Here is a 15,836-nt window from a genome sequence, read left to right on the forward strand (position 1 = left end):
AGTATTTAACTTTTTAGCAGTATCCACACGCTTTACAAAGCCACCTTTATGAAAATTTAAAAATGAGGTGTTAAATAATTCTTAATTATATTGAAAATCATTATATTTGCCGACTATAATTTTAATGTTGTAAACTATTAACGATGCAAGGAAAAGGACTTATTAAGCTGGTTGCGATTATTTTGGGACTTATTTGTCTTAATGAATTGTTACCAACATGGTATGCTGGTAAGGTTGAAAGACAAGCCACTGCTATTGCGGGAGACAACCCCGAAAAATATAACAAGGAAATTGCCCGTCTTTCTAAAGACACTCTAAATCTTGGTTTTACAAAATTGTATTACTCAAGAGCTCAAGAAAGACAAATGAAATTAGGTCTGGATTTGAAAGGAGGGATTAACGTGCTATTGGAAATCAACCAGAGAGATTTGGTAAATGATTTAACTCAGTATTCTACCAATCCAATTCTATTAGAAGCCTTGGAGCGTACGGACAAAGCACAGAAAACTGCTGCCGGTACCTACATCAATAACTTTTTCAAGGAATTCGATGCCGTAAACTTGGAAAAAGGAACCAACCTTAAATTGGCTGATCCCGAACTTTTCGGCAACACCAACCTTACAGAAATTAAATTCAACACCTCCGATGATGAGGTTAGAAATATTATTCGCCAGAAAATAAACTCCGCTGAAGGCTCTGCTTATGAAGTAATCAGAACGCGTATTGACAAAATGGGAGTAACCCAACCGAATGTTCAGCGTGTACCGGGAACTGGCCGTATTTCTGTGGAAATGCCAGGAAGTAAAGATATCGACCGTGTAAAGAAAATGTTGGCGACTTCTGCAAAATTACAGTTCTGGGAAGTACAAACTATTCAGGAAGTGATTCCTTACTTAGAACAATTATCAACGGTAGTTTCTGCAAAAAGTGATTCGATAGGTGTTGCGAAAAACACTGATTTAATGAAAATGCTTCAGTTGAACTCATTGAAATCAAGTGGTGTTGGTAACATTAAACTTTCGGATACCGCAGCCATTAATAAAATTTTAAGTTCAGACATTGCTAAAAATCTTCGTCCGTCTAACATTAAATATACCCAGTTCATGTGGGGATATAAGCCAGAATCGAATGACGCTAATAATTTAGTGCTTTACGCAATCCGTGGAAATATCAACCAAAAAGCCCCAGTTGATGGTGCGGTAGAATCTGCCAGAGTCAACTATGACGAAATGGGTAGAGTGGTTGTAGACATGCAAATGGATTCGCAAGGTTCTAGAGAATGGAAAGCCATGACTGCTAAAAACGTCAACAAATCGGTAGCGGTTTCTTTGGATAATGTAGTTTATACGGCACCAAATGTTGTTAACGAAATTCCAAACGGAAGAACGCAGATTTCTGGAAACTTCTCTCAAGAGGAAGCACAGGATTTGGTAAATGTACTTGGTGCAGGTAAACTTCCAGCAAGTGCGAAAGTAGTACAGGCCGATGTTGTAGGACCTTCACTTGGGCAACAATCCATCGACGCAGGGATGCTTTCATTCTTAATCGCCTTTTTGGTAATCGTTTGCTATATTATTTTCTATTATGGTGGGGCAGGTGTTTACGCAGTAATTGCAATGATCATCAACTTATTCTACATTTTCGGAATCATGGATTCTGTTGATGCGACTTTAACTTTGCCTGGTATTGCAGGGATTGTGTTATCGATGGCGATGGCGGTCGATACCAACGTAATTATTTATGAACGGACCAAAGAAGAACTCTTCGCTGGTAAAAACATTCTCGAAGCCTACAAAGATGGTTTCAAACATGCACTTTCGGCAATTATTGATGGTCACTCGACTACGATTTTGACTGCAGTTGTGTTGTACATATTCGGAACGGGTCCAATTAAAGGATTCGCCGTAACCTTAATCATCGGTATATTAATGACTTTCTTTACGTCGGTATTATTATCTAGAGTAATGATTTTCGCACGATTAAATAAAGGAAAAGGTCTTTCTGTTTGGACGCCTTTAACCAAGAATTTATTCAGAAATGTTTGGATCGACTTTATCGGTAAAAGAAAATATGCTTACATGATTTCTGCGGTTCTTACTGTTGGAAGTTTAGTTTCCATTTACGTTAATGGATTCAAATATGGTATTGACTTTACAGGTGGTCGTAACTACGTTGTGAAATTTGATAAACCAGTTGATGCTACCAAAACCGAAGAATCTTTAATTAAGATTTTTAAAACCGAAGATGGAAAATTATCAGCCGTTGAAGTAAAAACGTTTGGTACTGGAAATCAGCTGAAAATATCTACCGATTATTTAATTGATGATGAATCGTTGAAAGCCGATCAAACCATCGAGCAAAAACTATATGAAGGGTTGAAGCAATCTCTTCCAGCAGACATGACTCTACAAGAGTTTAAAGCTGCGGATGCTTCTCATGCGGGAATTGTGTCCTCTACGAAAGTAGGGCCAACCGTTGCCGACGACATCAAGAGAGGCGGAATGTTCGCTGTAATTGCGGCGCTTGCCGGTATTTTCCTCTACATTTTGGTGCGATTTACCAAATGGCAGTTCTCTTTAGGAGCAGTTGTGGGGCTTGCGCATGATGCGATTATTATTCTAGGAGTTTACTCGTTGCTGCATAAATACATGCCGTTCAACATGGAGATTAACCAGGATTTCATTGCCGCAATCTTAACGGTTCTTGGTTATTCCATTAATGATACCGTGATTGTATTCGATAGGATTCGGGAATATTTGAGAGAGAAAAAATCACTCACTTTGGCCGGGCTATTTGATGACTCGATTTCAAGTACATTGGGAAGAACGTTCAATACGTCATTCACCACTATTTTGGTAATTCTTGCCATCTTCATTTTCGGTGGGGAAAACCTAAAAGGATTTATGTTCGCGCTCTTAATTGGAATTGGATTTGGAACTTATTCCTCCATTTTCATCTCGTCGGCCATTGCTTACGATTTCTTGAAAGGAAAAGGAAAAGAAGAAAAATTGCACGGTCGAACAACAACCGACATCGCAGTTCCAGAAGAAAGAGTGTAAAAAACTTTCTTTAAAATATCAAATGTCCTTCGAAAGAGGGACATTTTTTTGTTTAAAATAGATGACTAATTTTTTTAATTTGGGCAGACAATTCCGCCTTAATTTACCCTGAGCTTGCCGAAGGGCTCCCACTTTTTTTACTCCACTGCGTTGCGCAAAAAAGAGCTTCGTTCGAGTTGGGCTGCAAAGCCATAAATACTCAACCGTTTCATGAATTTTAAGTCTTGAAATATTAAAAAACCTGTGTTTTATATTTCCTCTGAGCGCATAGAAATACGGTTTAACATTTTAAAGAAAAACCTACTACTTTTACATCCTTCCCTTTGCTGAACGAAGTGCCTTTGCGACCGATTTTGCAGAAGTCATTCTATTATCTTGCGTCCTTTGCGTTAAAGTAATTCTTAACTTTTATCTTTCAACGTTATCCCTTAAAAAAACTACAAAAAAACTATCTTTACACCCGCAATGAAAAAAAAGCAAAAATCTGCCGCTATTGGGTTCATCTTCATCACCTTGTTAATAGATATTACAGGGTGGGGAATCGTGATTCCAGTTGTACCAAAATTGATTCAAGAGTTAGTTGGCACCAATGATTTAAGCGTTGCCGCACAATATGGTGGTTGGATCAGTTTTGCTTATGCTGGAACCCAATTTATCTTCGCTTCCGTTTTAGGAGGGTTAAGCGATAAGTTTGGTCGGCGACCGATTATCCTTCTATCTCTATTAGGATTCTCTATGAATTTTTTCATACAAGCAATTGCACCCACAATTATGTGGCTTTTTGTCGGTAGAATTCTGTCTGGCGTAAGCGGTGCGAGCATTACCACCGCAAGCGCCTACATCGCTGACATCTCAAATGATGAAGACCGCGCAAAAAACTTCGGAATGATTGGGGCTGCTTTCGGCTTAGGATTTATTATCGGCCCTGTCATCGGGGGATTTCTTGGACAGTACGGCGCGCGAGTTCCTTTCTACGCTGCTTCTGCTTTGTGTTTGGTTAATTTCCTTTACGGTTGGTTTATTCTGCCAGAAAGTCTCGACAAAGAAAACCGTCGACCGTTCAATTGGCGACGCGCGAATCCTGTCGGATCATTATTGCAACTGAAAAAACATCCTGAAATTTTAGGCTTAATTTCAACTCTAGTTTTAGTATATATTGCCGGACATGCCGTGCAAACCAACTGGACTTTCTTCACTATGTACAAATTTGGCTGGACCGAAAAAGTGGTTGGGCTTTCCTTAGGATTCGTCGGTTTGATGGCGGCTTTGGTTCAAGGATATTTGATTAGGTTCATTCAACCGAAACTCGGAAATGAGAGAACCATTGTTTATGGCTTAGCTCTTTACGCGGTTGGTTTAATTCTCTTCGCTTTTGCCAGTGAAAGTTGGATGATGTTCGCTTTTCTAATTCCTTACGGTTTGGGTGGCATTGCGGGACCAGCCTTGCAATCAGTCATCTCAGCGCAAGTTCCGAAAAATGAACAGGGAGAATTACAGGGAGCTTTAGCAAGTTTAATTAGTTTTACTGCGATTATTGGTCCACCTTTAATGACCAACATCTTTTATTATTTCACCCATGATTCTGCGCCTTTTATCTTTCCGGGAGCACCGTTTTTCCTCGGATTTATTTTAATGGCAATCAGTGTAATTTTAGTGAATCGTCTTTTTCCCCGGAAGAAAAAGATCTAGTTCAACACTATTCAGCTAGAAATTTGATGATACTTTAAGAATAAATTAATTTTAAAAATGAAAAACCATATCATAATCTTTTGTAATTTTACGCCATGGAGTTAAGTATAGGTGAAATGCTCATGGTTGCTTTGGTAATCGTTGTCTTATTCGGTCCGAATAAATTGCCGCAAATTGCGCGTGATCTGGGACAAGGAGTGCGCAAGATGCGTGGCGCCATGGAAGACGTGAAAACGGAAATCCTGAAAGAAACAGATAATCCAGTCTCTGAGATTAAAAGAGAAATCGAAAAAGTAAAGAAGGCTGCTATGGATTTTAATCCAATGGCTGATCTTGAAAAAGAGGCAATGGCCAACCGCGACGAGCCGAAAGTTAATTTGTCCGAAAGCGAAACGCACGAAGGACCTGTAAGCCGTTAATATGCACGAACTGATTCAGGAAGATAAATCTATTTTTCTTTTTCTCAACAATTTGGGTAGCACGCCGTTTGACCAATTGTGGATCATGATTTCTGCAACCTGGATCTGGGTTCCCCTTTACGTCATCTTTCTTTACCTCTTATTCAAAACGTTTAAATTTCGAAGTTTAATTTTCATTTTAATCTTCATCGCTTTAGGCGTAACCGTTTCCGACCAGTTAGCTGGAATCTTTAAAACGGGAATCCTTCGCCTGAGACCTTGTCACGACCCTACTCTTACAGGATTGATGCGGGCTGTAAAATGCGGCGGACAGTATGGTTTTTATTCCAGTCACGCGGCTAACACTTTTTTCATTGCGACTTTTATGTCATTGCTTTTGTATAAAAAATTCAAATTCCTGCCTTACTTTTTATTCGTTTGGGCAATCGTTGTTTCGTACAGCCGTATATATTTAGGTGTCCATTTTCCTTTGGATATTTTAATGGGCTCTTTAATGGGCTTTTTCACCGGCGGGTTCTTTGCAACCTTAGCTTTAAAGGTTATTCATAAACAGAACAATTCAGCTTCTACTGCCAAGAATTGATTTAATTCCGCAAAAGTGTCTTTTCCACTCTATCTTTTTTGCAGCATTGAATTTCCGCAGGAAATCTTAATGATCTTAACTCCTTAACCAAAATCTTAATGGTTAAAATTTAATTCTTATTTTTCACATATTCACATATTCACATATTCACATATTCACATATTCACATCCACACATTCTCAAAACGATATAATCTTCAATTTGAAAATGTCACTCCTCCTATCTTTTTTATATCTTTGCTTCTATGTCAGAAAATAACGATAAACGTCTTTTCCTCATCGATGCGTATGCGATGATTTTCCGTGGATATTATGCTTTAATAAGAAGTCCGCGAGTGACCAGTACAGGGATCGATACCTCCGCTATATTTGGATTTACCAACTCTTTAATTGAATTAATCCGTCGTGAAAAACCGACACACTTGGCCGTCGTTTTCGATGTCGGACAAGCCAGCGTTCGAACTGCCGATTACGCTGATTATAAAGCCAACCGAAATGAAACGCCCGAAGCTATAAAATTGGCCATTCCGTATATTCATCGGATTTTAGACGCGATGCATGTTCCTATTTTAGGCTTAGAAGGTTATGAAGCTGATGATTTAATTGGAACCTTATCTGTAAAAGCGGAAAAGGAAGGTTACGAAGTTTTCATGGTAACGCCCGATAAAGACTTTGCCCAATTGGTTACAGACAGAGTTAAGATTTATAAACCAGGCTTAAAAGGTGCAGAATTTGAGATTCTCGGCGTTGAAGAAGTAAAAGCGAAATATGAAATTGAAGATCCGAAACAAGTCATTGATTTTCTTGCCATGATGGGAGATGCGGTAGATAATATTCCCGGCTTGGAAGGTGTTGGAGAAAAAACGGCGAAGAAATTTTTAAAAGAATACGGAAGCATTGAAAATCTACTGGCGAATACAGCAGATTTAAAAGGAAAATTAAAAGAGAAAGTTGAAAATTCAGCTGAACGTGGGATTCTTTCCAAGAAGTTAGCGACCATCATTTGTGATGCTCCGATTGAGTTTCATCAGGAACAATATGATCTAGATACGCCAGATTTCGAAAAAGTAAAAGAAGTTTTTGATGAAATTGAGTTCCGTCGGTTATATGAAAATTTATTCAGAGCATTTTCTTCCACAAATGAAAATGGAACTTCCAGCAGTAAGCCTTCTCTTTCAAATCCACAACCAGTAATTACGGCGAATCAGTCGCTGCAGTTGGATTTGTTTGCCAACTTTGAAGAATTAGACCAGGCGACGACGACGAAGGAAACCGTTTTTGATAATGATCATTTATACCAATATATCGATTCTCCAAAAGCGCAGTATATGTTGGTTCGAAATCTGATGCAACAACAAGCCGTTTCTTTCGATACCGAAACCACTTCTTTAAATGAGATGGAAGCCGAATTAATCGGACTAAGTTTTTCTTATAAAAACGGCTTAGCTTATTATATTCCCTTATCCGAAAATCGCGACGAAGTGTTAGAAACGCTGGAGATTTTCCGGCCGTTTTTTGAGAAAAAGGATATTTTAAAAATTGGACATAATATAAAGTTTGATTACAAAATTTTAAAACTCTACGGAATTTCGGTTCAAGGTTTACTCTTTGACACCATGATTGCCCATTATTTACTCAATCCAGATGGCCGACATGTGATGGAATATCTATCTGAAATGTATTTGAATTACAAGCCGATTTCACTAGAATCTTTAGTAGGTAAAAAAGGGAAAAACCAAAGTAGTTTACGTTCGATTTCTTTAGCGGAACAAACCGAATATGCAAGTGAAGATGCCGATTTAGCTTTTCGGCTTTATCAAGTTTTTGCACCTCAATTGAAAATAGAAAACTTAGAGGATCTCTTTTTTAAAGTCGAAATGCCTTTAATGAAAGTTCTTGCCAAGATGGAACTGGAAGGAATTGCCCTCGACAAAAAATGGTTGGCCCAAGAAAGTATCGATTTAGAAAACGATTTGCGTCAGTTAGAGAAAACAATTTTCGAATTGTCAGGTGAAAAATTTAATATGAATTCTCCGAAACAGTTGGGTGAAGTTTTATTTGAAAAAATGCAGCTGGATCCGAAAGCCAAGAAAACGAAATCTGGGCAATACGCCACAGGCGAGGATATTCTGCAAAAGCTATCTTCCAAACACGAAATTATTCAGCATATATTGGAATACCGCACGTATCAGAAATTGAAATCTACTTACGTTGATGCCTTGCCATTACAAATTGATAAAGACGATCATCGCGTACATACCAATTTCTCGCAAACTACAGCAGCGACCGGGCGTTTGTCAAGTTTAAATCCGAATTTACAGAATATTCCAATCCGAACTTTACGCGGACAGCAAATTCGAGGAGCATTTGTTGCAAACCCTGGAAATAAATTGATTGCGGCAGATTATTCTCAAATTGAATTGCGCTTAATTGCGGCAATTTCTGAAGAGGAGAATATGATTAAAGCCTTTCAGGATGGGGAAGACATTCACGCTTCCACAGCTTCTAAATTATTTAATATTCCTTTAGAAGAAGTAACCAAAACGCAACGTTCCCAAGCAAAAACAGTCAACTTTGGAATTCTGTACGGACAAGGTGCCTTTGGTTTAGCAGAACAAACCGGACTGTCCAGAAAAGAAGCCAAGGAAATGATTGAGTCTTATTTTGAAACTTATCCCAAGTTGAAGAAATACATGGCAAATCAAGTCGTAAAAGCGCAGGAAATGGGTTATGTCGAAACCATATTAAATCGTAAGAGACATTTAAAAGATATTAATTCAGCCAACTTTGTAGTTAAAGCGCATGCAGAAAGAAACGCCGTTAACGCTCCAATTCAAGGAAGTGCTGCCGACGTCATTAAACTGGCAATGATTAAAATCGATGAGCAATTGACCGAACAAAATTTAAAAACGAAAATGCTATTGCAGGTTCATGATGAATTGGTGTTTGAAGCACCAGAAGAAGAATTAGAAACTGTGACCGCTTTAATTAAAAAAGAAATGGAATCGGCGTATGAAACTACGGTTCCTTTGTTGGTCGAGGTTGGAGTAGGAGATAATTGGTTGGAAGCGCATTAAGATCTAATAAATTTCTGATACATTTTGAAATTCCTCATCATCATTCCCACGCACAACGAAGAGAAGAACATTCTCTTCACTTTGAAATCTTTGCAACAACAATTGTTTCAAGATTTTTTCTGCGTAATTGTTAATGATGGATCTACAGACAAAACCCAACAAATTGTGGAGGAATTTATTGGAGGTAATTTAAAATTTAAAATTCAAAATTTAGAATCATCAACGCACGAACCAGGAGCAAAAGTAGTTCGTACCTTTAATAAAGGATTAGAATCTGTTGATATAAAAGAATATGATATCATTTGTAAATTTGATGCAGATATTATTTTTCCCTCGAATTATCTAAAGAAAGTTAATCAAGTTTATGAAGCCAATGAACAAGCAGGAATGGTTTCTGGCTTGGTGAAAATTAGGAAATCAATTTTTGAAAAGGCTTTGGCTTTTGATTTTAAAGATGCCAAACAGCAATGGAAATTTGAAAACTTATCTTCGAAAAATCATGTTCGGGGACCGATTAAATCTTATCGAAAGGAATGCTTCGAGGCTATGAATGGATTACGTCCGGTTTTAGGTTGGGACAATATCGATGTGATGTTAGCTAAAAAAAATGGCTGGGAAACAGTCACGATTAAAGATTTGTGGGTGAAACATCTCCGTCCAACCGCTTTTCAATACAAAAATCAGAAAGCTGAAAAGTTGGGTGAATACTTTTATAATATTGGACTGAACTTACCATTGACAATGATTTCATCTGCTAAATCATCTCTAAAAAATAAATCAGTTTGCGAGTTTGTCACCACAATAAAATCATTTTTAAAACAGAAAGGAGATCGATCATTGTCAAAAGAAGAAATAAAATATATCAGAAATTTAAGATGGACACAGATGTTCAATAGAAAATAAATAGTCATGAAAAAATTAATTTCCATTTTATCGGTTTGTTTGTCAGTCGTTTTGATTGCGCAAAAAAACGCAGATCTTATTATCACTAATGCAAAAATCTATACCGTCAATAAAAATTTTGATATTGCACAATCCATGGCGATTTCAAACGGGAAGATTATTGCCGTTGGAAAGTCTGCGGACATTCTTAAAAATTACACGTCTTCAAAAATTCAAGACATACAGGGAAAAACTGTATTTCCGGGTCTGATTGATGCGCACTGTCATTTTACAGGATACGCGACCGATAAATGGAAATGTGAATTATGGGGAACTAAATCTTGGGATGAAATCGTGACCAAAATTTCTGAATATTCGAAAACCGCCCCAAAAGAATGGCTGTACGGAAGAAGTTGGGATCAAAATGATTGGCCAGTTAAAGAATTTCCTAATAAAGAAAAACTGGATCAATTATTTCCAAACCGTCCCGTTTATTTAAAAAGAATTGATGGACATGCTGCCGTTGCAAATCAAAAAGCACTTGACATTGCTGGGATTACAAAAGATTCAAAAATTTTGGGTGGTGAAATTGAAGTTAAAAATGGTAAACTGACGGGCATTTTAGTTGATAACGCCATGTTGTTGGTTGAAAAACACATTCCGGAAATTGAGGATAACGAGGCTATTCAGTATTTTGCAGATTTACAGAAAGAATGTTTTTCTTACGGATTAACTTCTCTTCACGATTGCGGAATTACAGAAAGAACTTTGGGACTTTTAGAAAAAGCTCAAACACAAAATCAATTACAAATGAAAATTTTTGCACTGATGGAAGACAATCCTGATTACTATGATCGCTGGGTAAAGAAAGGAAGATACACCAATAAAAACATTACAGTTGGCGGGTTTAAAGTTTATTCTGATGGTGCATTAGGTTCGCGGGGAGCTAATTTAATTCATGATTATTCAGATAAAAAAGGATGGAGAGGATTTCTTTTAAGCGAAAGAACTCATTTCGAAAATTTAGCAAAGAAACTAAAGAATAGCGATTTGCAAATGTGTACGCATGCCATCGGAGATTCTGCAAATAGAACAATATTACAAATTTATGGAGATGTTTTAGGGACGAAAAATGATCGACGATGGAGAATTGAACACGCGCAAATTGTCGATAAAAACGATTTCGATTTATTTGGTAAGTATGCAATTATACCTTCTGTACAGCCGACTCATGCAACTTCAGATATGTATTGGGCGGAAGATCGGTTAGGAAAAGACCGTTTAAAATTTTCTTACGCGTACGAAGATTTATTGAAACAAAATGGTTGGCTACCTTTGGGAACCGACTTTCCGGTGGAGGAAATTAGTCCGCTAAAAACCTTCTATTCTGCGGTAGCTAGAAAAGATTCGAAACATTATCCTTCAAATGGATTTCAAAAAGAAAATGCTTTGAGCAGAGAACAGGCGATTCGTGGAATGACGATCTGGGCGGCAAAAGCTGCCTTCCAAGAAAATGAAATAGGAAGTTTGGAAGTAGGAAAGTCGGCAGATTTTATAATTGTCGATCAAGATTTAATGACCATTCCAGAAGTGAAAATTTTGGATACTAAAGTTTTGGAAACGTTCAGCAACGGCCAAAAAGTTTTCTAGCTCAACTTCATTGTGAAAAAAGTCGCCTACATAGAACTCGATACTCACGCAGAAATTGCGCAGAATTTCATGGAGTTAATGCATGATTCAAAGGAGTTTGACGTTGATTACTATTTTTCCGAAGGAATTATTAAACAAATCGGTCAACATCATTCCAATATTCATTTAAGTGAAAGTACGGAATTGTTGAACCATTTGAATGAGCAAAAATATGATTTGATCATCATCGGAACGGCTCATCGGTATTTCAATTTATTTAAGGTAATTGCGGAGAAATACAACACTTCAATCATTGTTCATAATCTGAAATTTACTGAGATATCGCGATTTATGTTGTTTAAAAATATCTTTAAAAAAGACTTTAAATATCGGTTGAAGCTTTGGTTGAAAGAAGAATTATTGTCCGCTCAAGATGTTTTTAAAAAGGCAAAAAATCTATTGGTTTTAGATGAAGGTTTAGTTCACGATAAAGTTACGTATCTACCCATTTTTTTCAATCAATACCACGAGCAGAACAAGTCGGGGATATTGACAATTGTAATTCCCGGTGCGGTATCGCAGCAAAGAAGAGATTACAAAAAAGTACTTCAAGAGCTGACTAACCATCAGCAACGTAATTCTGATAGATTGGTTCAAGTTATCTTTTTAGGAAAAGCGCAGGGAAAAGAACTTCGCTGGCTACAGCGTTTTGAACTGGAAAAATCTACAAATATTTCGATTAAATTTTTTAAGGAGAAAGTTTCACAAAACATTTTCGATGACTGGATGAATAAAGCTGACGTTTTGTGGTGCCCAATTCAAAGGGAGACTGAGTTCTTCAGCAATAAAGAAATCTACGGTGAAACCAAAATGAGTGGTAATATTGGTGATGCAATCAAGTATGGAATAATCGCCTTCTTTCCAGAAAGTTATCAATCAAATTTTGAGTTTATCATTAATGCAAATCAAAATTTTGGTCAAGAAATTTTTGGTATCAATCTAGAGAAATCTTATGATTTTCAAAAGGAATTTAACCGAAATAGAATAAGCAATCAACTTGAAAAAACCTTGACATCTTTACTTTAAATTTTAAAATTTAAAGAGGCTTTTAAAGAATTTCTTATTCAAATAATTTTCAATTGGAAAAATTTTCATCACATGATTGGCTCCGAAAATAACGAGTAGCACAAAACCTGGTTTGTACAAGAGATTGAGCAAGTTGCTTTTTGTTACTGGAAACATAATCGCTAGTGTAATCGCCAATGTGCAGATGATCAGAACATACATCATCTCGATTGTCAATGGAAATACCTTGAACTTGACGTAATTAAAATAAATTTTAATCATATTGAATAAAGTCAGCGAAATCGCTGTGGCCATTGCAATTCCAATAATTCCAAACTGTGTTTTTGTTAAAAATAGATAGTTGAGTACAATAGTTGTGATCGCTAAAAACAGCATGATTACAATGTTGAATCGATAATGTTTGGAGAGTGAAATGATGTGACCATTAAATCCTGTGGCTAAATCGAAAATCATGGCGATTCCTAGAATCCAAACAACAGGTTCAGCTTGCCGTAATTGTTCGCCGTTTTTGATGAAAGTAGTTAGATAGGGGAAGCCAACTAAGATGCACGAAAAAAGAACTGCTCCCAGAAAAAATAAGGTTAATGATGTTTTTTTATGGAATCGGTCGAGCTCTTCAAATTCTCCTTCAGCAATCGTTTTGTTGATAATCGGCGCAGATATATTGAACAATCCCATTTGTGGAATCAGCGTGAACGAGAGAATAGATAAGATGATGCTGTAAACCCCATTCTCCTCAAAATTCAAAAACTCTCCAATCATAAAATTGTCTACTCTGAAGGCGATATAATTTCCAATATTTCCTAAAAAACCGTAGAAACTGTAGTTAAGAACTTCTTTCCAGAGCCGATCTGTCCGGATATAATCGGTACTAAAATCGGGTTTGATTTTTTCGAGCTTGTTGGCGTAAAAAATATAGCCGACAAATGATAAAATAAACATTCCCAGGAAAAATCCATAGGACCCTTTTTCCGAAACACCTAAAAAGAAGAAGAGCGAGAAGGCGCCGAGATTTGCAATTTTCGGGAAGATATTCTCAAAAATGTTGGGAACAACAATCCTTTTGAAGTTAGATATGTATTTATTAAAAATGGCCGATAGACCCATTACCAGAATTAATGGTAGAATTAAAAGTTTCATTTTCCACAACTGCAAACTTTTAAACTGAGGAAAAAAATGGAAGAAAAGAAAGAATAAAACGCAGAATAATAGGAAATTAAATAAAATCCCAACCAAAGAAAGCCACAGGAAATTTTGATTCTTACCATCTTTTTGGGTTTGATGGAAAAACTTAACGTTAGAAAAAGAAAGTCCAAAAACTACGATGGGCAAAAGCATTTCGGCCGTCGGCATAATGTAGCGTAACTTTCCGTAGAACTCCATATCGTACGGGAAAATGAAGATCGCTGAAATGGTTCCGAGTAAAAAACCGAAATATCCGATTAAAGAATATTTAAAACCCTGACGTGCTACAACGCTCATTGTTTAGTGGTTTTGAAGGAATTGACGAATTTTTTGAGGACGAAATTTTGACCCATATTTTTATGATGATGGAAAATAGTTTTAAAATAGAGTTCGGTAGTAAATTTCTAAATCATCCAATTTATTTTCAAATTCAAGAAAGCAAAGATAGTAAAATATGTTAAATAAATGTTAAAATGATGACATAGAACGAAATTGTTTGAGGTTAAGAAGGTTTTGTTTTACATTTAACAATTAATGAAAAAACGTCTATATAGTAGATTTAGACTTCATTATTTTATCTAAATATTATGAAAAAAATTCTTCTTCTCGTCGGCTTCAGTTTGTTGACTTCTTGCGTTGCTGTTAAAAATACCCAAGAAAAACCTTTCATTTGGGAAGGAGCCAATGTTTATTTCCTTTTAACCGACCGCTTTAAAAATGGTGATCCTGCAAATGACATTAATTTTAACAGAACAGAGAAGGCGGCCGTTCTACGAGGTTTCGAAGGTGGCGATCTGAGAGGAGTTATTCAGAAAATTGACGATAATTATTTTTCTAATTTAGGTATCAATGCGATTTGGATGACGCCTGTCGTGGAGCAAATTCACGGTGCAACCAATGAAGGAACGGGAAATACCTATGGTTTTCATGGTTATTGGACCAAAGACTGGACGGCACTCGATCCCAATTTCGGAACAAAAAACGACCTCAAAGAATTGGTGGAAAAAGCCCATAAAAAAGGAATCCGTATTGTTTTAGATGCAGTCATTAATCATACGGGTCCAGTTACAGAAATGGATGCAGTTTACCCAAATTCCTGGGTGCGGACTTCTCCAACTTGCAATTATCAAAATTACCAAAACACGACCGCTTGTACTTTGGTAGCAAATCTTCCCGATATTCTAACCGAATCAAATGAAGCGGCAGAACTTCCACAAATGCTTGTTGACAAGTGGAAGAAGGAAGGAAAGTATGAGGTCGAAATGAAATCACTCGAGGCCTTTTTTGCAAGAACAGGTTATCCTCGTGCGCCGAAATATTACATTATGAAATGGCTCGCCGATTATGTCCAAGAGTACGGAATTGACGGTTATCGGGTTGATACGGTTAAACATACCAATGAAGATGTTTGGAAAGATTTCCAAAAAATATGTCAGGAATCTTTTGATATTTACAAAAGAAACAATCCAACTATAGTACTCGACAATAATTTATTTTTCACCGTTGGCGAAGTTTATGGCTACGGAATTTCACAAAAACAGAATTACGATTTTGGTGATAGAAAAGTGAATTACTATCAGAACGGATTTAAGTCGTTGATCAATTTTGATTTTAAAGGAGATGCCAACAAATCATATGAAGAATTATTTTCTCAGTATTCAAACCAGTTAAATTCTGATCTGAATGGCAAAACGGTGATGAATTACTTGACTTCCCATGATGATGGTTCGCCATTTGACAAAGACCGAGAAAGAACCTACGAAGCAGGAACTAAATTACTATTATCGCCCGGAATTTCCCAGGTTTATTATGGAGATGAAACGGCAAGAACTTTAACAGTTTCAGGTGCAGAAGGTGATGCTAATCTTCGTTCAAATATGAACTGGAGCGAGGTAGAGAATAATCCAATCACTTTACAGTTGCTTACGCATTATCAGAAATTAGGAAAATTCAGAGCGAATCATCCCGCAGTTGGGGCTGGAGTTCACCAAATGATTTCTAACAAACCTTATTACTTTTCCAGAATTTTGACGAAAGGAAATTTCACCGATAAAGTAATCATCGGCCTTGATATAAAGGAGAAATTGAAAGAAGTGAATGTAGCAGGAGTTTTTGCGGAAGGAGATCAGGTAAGAGATTTTTACTCAGCAGCAACAATGCCTGTGATTAAGGGGAAGGTTTCCTTTTCTTCGAATTCAAACATTGTTCTTTTAGAAAAAATAAATTAA

10 protein-coding genes are annotated in these 15,836 nt (G+C 36.8%); 9 read left to right on the top strand and 1 reads right to left on the bottom strand.

Annotated features, from left to right (window positions below; genetic code table 11):
* The first annotated feature begins 143 nt into the window (after nucleotides 1–143).
* The 8 genes from BMX49_RS06440 to BMX49_RS06475 all read left to right on the top strand — a co-directional run bounded on the left by BMX49_RS06440 (nucleotide 144) and on the right by BMX49_RS06475 (nucleotide 12,423).
* On the top strand, nucleotides 144–3,059 hold the full coding sequence (locus BMX49_RS06440; RefSeq protein WP_034716690.1) for a protein translocase subunit SecDF: 2,916 nt from the start codon (nucleotides 144–146) through the stop codon (nucleotides 3,057–3,059).
* A gap of 465 nt (nucleotides 3,060–3,524) precedes the next feature.
* The gene (locus BMX49_RS06445) at nucleotides 3,525–4,748 is read left to right on the top strand and encodes a TCR/Tet family MFS transporter (protein ID WP_034716688.1); all 1,224 of its coding nucleotides are present in this window, start codon (nucleotides 3,525–3,527) and stop codon (nucleotides 4,746–4,748) included.
* Between the two features lie 95 nt (nucleotides 4,749–4,843).
* Nucleotides 4,844–5,167: a Sec-independent protein translocase subunit TatA/TatB gene (locus tag BMX49_RS06450; RefSeq protein WP_034716686.1), complete on the top strand. Its 324-nt coding sequence runs from the start codon at nucleotides 4,844–4,846 to the stop codon at nucleotides 5,165–5,167.
* 1 nt (nucleotide 5,168) lies between these two features.
* Nucleotides 5,169–5,750 carry a phosphatase PAP2 family protein gene (locus tag BMX49_RS06455; RefSeq protein WP_034716684.1) on the top strand — a complete coding sequence of 194 codons (582 nt, stop codon included), beginning with the start codon at nucleotides 5,169–5,171 and terminating at the stop codon, nucleotides 5,748–5,750.
* 244 nt (nucleotides 5,751–5,994) lie between these two features.
* On the top strand, nucleotides 5,995–8,826 hold the full coding sequence (gene polA / locus BMX49_RS06460; protein ID WP_034716682.1) for a DNA polymerase I: 2,832 nt from the start codon (nucleotides 5,995–5,997) through the stop codon (nucleotides 8,824–8,826).
* A 24-nt stretch (nucleotides 8,827–8,850) separates the two neighbouring features.
* Complete coding sequence (locus BMX49_RS06465) at nucleotides 8,851–9,729, top strand: glycosyltransferase family 2 protein (protein ID WP_034716680.1); 879 nt, start codon at nucleotides 8,851–8,853, stop codon at nucleotides 9,727–9,729.
* Nucleotides 9,730–9,735: 6 nt separating this feature from the next.
* Nucleotides 9,736–11,358 carry an amidohydrolase gene (locus BMX49_RS06470; protein WP_034716678.1) on the top strand — a complete coding sequence of 541 codons (1,623 nt, stop codon included), beginning with the start codon at nucleotides 9,736–9,738 and terminating at the stop codon, nucleotides 11,356–11,358.
* Between the two features lie 12 nt (nucleotides 11,359–11,370).
* Nucleotides 11,371–12,423, top strand: a complete 1,053-nt coding sequence (locus tag BMX49_RS06475; RefSeq protein ID WP_034716676.1) for a hypothetical protein — start codon at nucleotides 11,371–11,373, stop codon at nucleotides 12,421–12,423.
* Nucleotides 12,424–12,426: 3 nt separating this feature from the next.
* On the opposite strand, the gene BMX49_RS06480 is transcribed toward BMX49_RS06475, so the two are convergent.
* Nucleotides 12,427–13,905: a lipopolysaccharide biosynthesis protein gene (locus BMX49_RS06480; protein WP_034716674.1), complete on the bottom strand. Its 1,479-nt coding sequence runs from the start codon at nucleotides 13,903–13,905 to the stop codon at nucleotides 12,427–12,429.
* A 290-nt stretch (nucleotides 13,906–14,195) separates the two neighbouring features.
* On the opposite strand from BMX49_RS06480, the gene BMX49_RS06485 reads away from it, so the two are divergent.
* Nucleotides 14,196–15,836 carry an alpha-amylase family glycosyl hydrolase gene (locus BMX49_RS06485; protein WP_034716672.1) on the top strand — a complete coding sequence of 547 codons (1,641 nt, stop codon included), beginning with the start codon at nucleotides 14,196–14,198 and terminating at the stop codon, nucleotides 15,834–15,836.

It is taken from the genome of Kaistella antarctica, assembly GCF_900109615.1.
GTDB classification, from domain to species: Bacteria; Bacteroidota; Bacteroidia; order Flavobacteriales; family Weeksellaceae; genus Kaistella; species Kaistella antarctica.